Source organism: Mesobacillus sp. (genome assembly GCF_049588175.1).
Classification (GTDB): Bacteria; Bacillota; Bacilli; order Bacillales; family Cytobacillaceae; genus Mesobacillus.
The window spans coordinates 1-4,462 of the sequence record NZ_JBAVFI010000018.1 but is presented as its reverse complement, the minus strand read 5'-3'; the positions used below and the strand labels follow the sequence as shown (position 1 = coordinate 4,462).

Sequence of the window (4,462 nt, the reverse complement as noted above, 5' to 3'; positions counted from 1 at the left end):
TTTTCACCCTGTAGGAGTGCTGAAATCCGGTTTGTCGGATCCAATGCGCTGACCAGCTGTACAGTTGATGAGAATGGAGTCGTGCTTTTTACTTTACCAATTAATCCCCTGGCAGTAATAACGGCCATATTTTTTTCAATGCCCTGAGATTTGCCTTTATTGATGATGATAAGCTCGTTCCAGCGATCAGGGCTTCTGGCAATCATAACAGCCTGGATTGGTTCAAAGTCTGAAAGCGACTCTTCTTTATCTAAAATTTCCTGAAGCTCCTCGTTGTCTTTTTCAAGGGAATATACTTTAGCTTCAAGTCGGGCCATATCATCAAGTCGTTTCTTTAATTCTTTGTTTTCCTGATATGTATTTTGCAAGTCTTGAAGGTTTTCAAATAAACCGGCAACATAATGCGCAGGTCTGGAAACAAGGGATTGAACCCAGCTTGTCGAATCTTTTACGAACTGCTCGGGCCAAGTCAATTCTTCCCTTTCCCTTAAAGAAAAGCCAATCAATGCCACGAGGACTATAATGCTCACAAGCAGCATTATCAGGCGTTTGTTAAAAAAGAACTGTGGCATGATCTACACCTCTACAATCTAAAAAATTATGATGACAAGAGAGCAGGGAAGTAGGATGAATTCCTGCTTCCCCTCTCTTTTTTATCTTGATTCTTTTGCTTTATTCTTGAATAGATCGATATGATCCAATGCCTTGCCTGTCCCAATTGCGACACAATCGAGAGGATCTTCAGCAATAAGTACCGGCATTTTTGTTTCTTCACTGATTACCTTGTCCAGATTGCGCAGCAAAGCGCCTCCTCCAGTCAGGACGATTCCCCGGTCCATGATATCTGACGCTAGCTCAGGCGGAGTCTTTTCCAGTGTAAGCTTCACTGCATCCACAATCGCGTATACCGTGTCATGAAGTGCTTTCGCAATTTCCAGAGCTGTGATTTCAATTGTTTTAGGGAGTCCTGTCAAAAGGTCACGTCCGCGGATTTCCATGTTTTCGATGCCTTCAGCGTCACCAGCTGAACCAACTTCCATTTTGATTGTTTCTGCTGTTCTTTCACCGATCATCAGGTTGTACGTTTTGCGGATGTAATTGATGATTGCGTCATCCATTTCATCGCCCGCGATACGGACCGATTGGGAGGTGACAATACCGCCAAGTGAAATGATCGCCACTTCAGTCGTTCCGCCCCCGATATCAACAACCATGCTTCCAGTAGGTTCCCAAACTGGAAGGTTTGCCCCGATTGCTGCTGCAAATGGTTCCTCAATCGTAAAAGCATCCCTGGCCCCAGCCTGACGAGTGGCATCAATCACCGCACGTTCTTCAACAGCCGTGATTCCCGATGGCACGCAAACCATGACATATGGCTTACCTGCAAAAAAGCCTTTATTCTTAGTAGCCATTTTAATATAATACTTCATCATCGTTGCCGTTGTTTCATAATCAGCAATAACCCCGTCCTTCATAGGTCTTAAGGCTACTACATTCCCAGGGGTACGGCCGATCATATTTTTAGCGTCGTTCCCTACTGCGACGATATTCTTAGTATCTGTTTGAAGCGCCACAACGGATGGCTCTCTCAAGACGATTCCTTTTCCTTTTACGTAAACGAGTGTATTAGCGGTACCTAAGTCAATCCCTAGGTCTCTAGTTCCAATTCCAAACATGGTTGTATCTCCCTTTCTGAACATAAATGCAATAAAAGAACAGGCAATCTATTTACAAAGTAAGATGATTGTTTTTTTAGCAGATTTTTTGACAAAAAATTTAATTGTGCCCGCAAAAATCATAAATTATATTATATCTCAACGTCAATCAAAATCCTAGTATCATACATACCCTTTTTCCTTTAAACTAACATATTTATTTTCCCCAATGATTAAATGGTCTAGCAATTCAATTCCGACAATTTTCCCCGATTCGGTCAACCGTTTCGTTACCTCAATATCTTCCCTGCTTGGAGTTGGGTCTCCAGAAGGATGATTATGGACACAGATGACGGAGGCAGCAGACCTGCGGACAGCTTCCTTGAATACTTCACGAGGATGGACGATTGAAGCATTCAGGCTCCCGATGAAAATCGTCTGTCTGTGAATGACCTGATTTTTCGTATTTAAATAAAGACATACAAAATGCTCTTGGGTCAGGAAGCGCATATCGTTCATCAAGTATTTTGCGCCGTCTTCAGGCGAGCGGATTACATAGCGTTCATCAAGAGTATGGTTTGCGATGCGCCTGCCTACTTCAACAGCAGCAAGCACATGAATCGCTTTCGCTTGTCCAATACCTTTAATCTGCGTCAATTCTTCAAGGGTAGCATCTTTTAACAGACGAAGGCCCTCAAACTGGGAAAGCATGCGGTTTGCAAGCTGTAGGACTGATTCTTCTCTTGACCCTGTTCCGAGCAGCAAAGCAAGCAATTCATGATTAGACAGGCTCTGGGGCCCGTTTTGGACAAACCGTTCCCTCGGCCGTTCGTTTTGCGGATAATCTCTGATCATTAATGAATTTGATGACAATTGGTCTTCCTCCCAGTCAATAAATTATGACGAGGGAAGTGTAGAAGAAGTTTCTGTGGCATTCTTTTTAATAAGGAAGGATGTAACCGATGTTTCGAAGCTCCCTAATCAATCTTGATACAGGCAGCCCCATAACAGTGTAATAGTCACCATTGATTTCTTTGACAAGCATGCTTCCAAATCCCTGAATTCCATAGCCGCCTGCTTTATCAAATGGTTCACCGCTCTTAATATAGGTGTCGATTTCTTCATCTGACAAATCCCAGAACGTCACATCTGTTTTTTCATAAAAACGCATTTCCTTCTCTGGTGCTAAAATTGATACCCCCGTGTAAACGGAATGGGTATTTCCAGACAGCTTCCTGAGCATTTCAAAGGCTTCCTGTCCACTAGCAGGCTTCCCAAGGATGATTCCTTCATGCACAACGACTGTATCCGATCCAATAATAAAACAATCCGGAAAATTTACAGCGACTGTTCCTGACTTTCTTGAAGCCAGTTCCATCACTGCTTCAGAAGGGCTCAATTCCTCACTAAAACTTTCATCAGCATCGCTGCTCGAGATTTCAAATTTCAAGCGGAGGTTTTCAAGAAGTTCTTTTCGCCGTGGAGAAGAAGAGGCTAAAATGAGGCGTTGCATATAATCACCTTTCTTTTCTTTTTGCATCTAAGGGAGATACAAACTAATCGTAACAAACTTCCACACTGCAAACAATCTTAAGTATAGACTCTTTTCGTAAACTTTGTGGCTTTTTTGAACAAAAATATTTTTCAATATCGATATTATCCGCTGAAGGCTACATAATGCTTCTTAAACAATTACCAATTCTCGGAAAAATGCGTGATAAAATAATTGCGAAAACAGATAAAACAGCAAAAAAATCAGAGCCTTCAGCTAAATGCTGAAAGCTCTGTTAATTTGCACGATTTCCCGGAAAATATTCTGCTATAAGAATACTGGATTCTCTTGAACTTGAAATTATTTAACTATTGATTGATAAGCGGAGAGGAATGCCAGTAAATCTACTTGCATGCTTGCCAGCTGCTTTCCGTCCTTTGATTTTTGATAGTCTGAAAAGGCTTGGCATGCTCTCTCTATGCTTGCTTTTGCCTTTAAAATATTTTTATCTTTAACAGTCTTGTCGGGAATCTCACTTAACATAATTTGATATTCTACTACTTTTTTCAGAGTCTCAGGTGTTGCTTCTTTTCCACTCGAAAGAATGGAATAAATCTCTGGGGCTTTCTCTAGGACCTTCGCTTCCTCACCGGTTATATTGGCAGCTGTGCCTCCAGGAATTTCAACCGGCTTGGCAAAGACTTCTACCCCCTTAGCCTTAAGCGTGTTACTCATTTGTTTTGCATCCTCGATCGTTCCTGCCGTCCCTAAGTAAATGGCGAACTGTCCATTGACCGGAAAGATTTCAGCCGATACTCCCTGTCCTGCTAGCAAGTTCACGCGTTCCTTTGCTGCATCCTCAGTAGTGAAAATTCCATTTTGCACAACAAACGCAGGTATGCTATTTAGTGTTGCAGAAACACTTCCTACACCTTTACCCTCATCTGTTTTTTCCGGGGCAGGATTTACCTTCGATATTGCAGGTACAACTGGATCAGTATCAGCTGTCACAAATTTTAAAATGGTGACACCAAAAACCGTCCCAAGTATTACAGCGAAAAAGGTCGTAATAAAGATGGTTGAATAAAGACGATTTTTGCGTGGGCCTTTTTGATTCCAAACAGAAATTCCGATACTTTTCTTTTGCTTCTTAGGTTGTTTTGGAGCAATCTTGTATTCCTTTACAATTTCTTCTTCTATTGGATCTGGCAAAACCCAATCGAAACTATCGTCAGCTGATTCCTGGGAAGCTGCCGTTTCATTCAGTGCCTCATCTCTATCACTTTGGACATAATGGTTCCCGTCCTCTTCTTTT

At 42.0% G+C, this 4,462-nt stretch carries 5 protein-coding genes; all 5 read right to left on the bottom strand.

Annotated features, from left to right (window positions below):
- Window positions 1-572, bottom strand: a 572-nt coding sequence (gene mreC, locus WB217_RS00395) for a rod shape-determining protein MreC (protein WP_423989585.1), incomplete at its 3' end; no start/stop codon positions are given.
- An 81-nt stretch (window positions 573-653) separates the two neighbouring features.
- A complete protein-coding gene (locus WB217_RS00390) occupies window positions 654-1,676 on the bottom strand; it encodes a rod shape-determining protein (RefSeq protein WP_335432804.1) in 1,023 nt (340 codons plus the stop codon).
- 162 nt (window positions 1,677-1,838) lie between these two features.
- Entirely contained in the window at window positions 1,839-2,528 is a 690-nt protein-coding gene (radC, locus tag WB217_RS00385; RefSeq protein ID WP_423989583.1) for a RadC family protein, read from the bottom strand.
- A 67-nt stretch (window positions 2,529-2,595) separates the two neighbouring features.
- Window positions 2,596-3,168, bottom strand: coding sequence for a Maf family protein (locus tag WB217_RS00380; RefSeq protein ID WP_423989581.1), 573 nt, complete (start codon window positions 3,166-3,168; stop codon window positions 2,596-2,598).
- Between the two features lie 339 nt (window positions 3,169-3,507).
- A partial coding sequence (locus WB217_RS00375; protein ID WP_423989579.1) for an SPOR domain-containing protein occupies window positions 3,508-4,462 on the bottom strand: 955 nt, incomplete at its 5' end.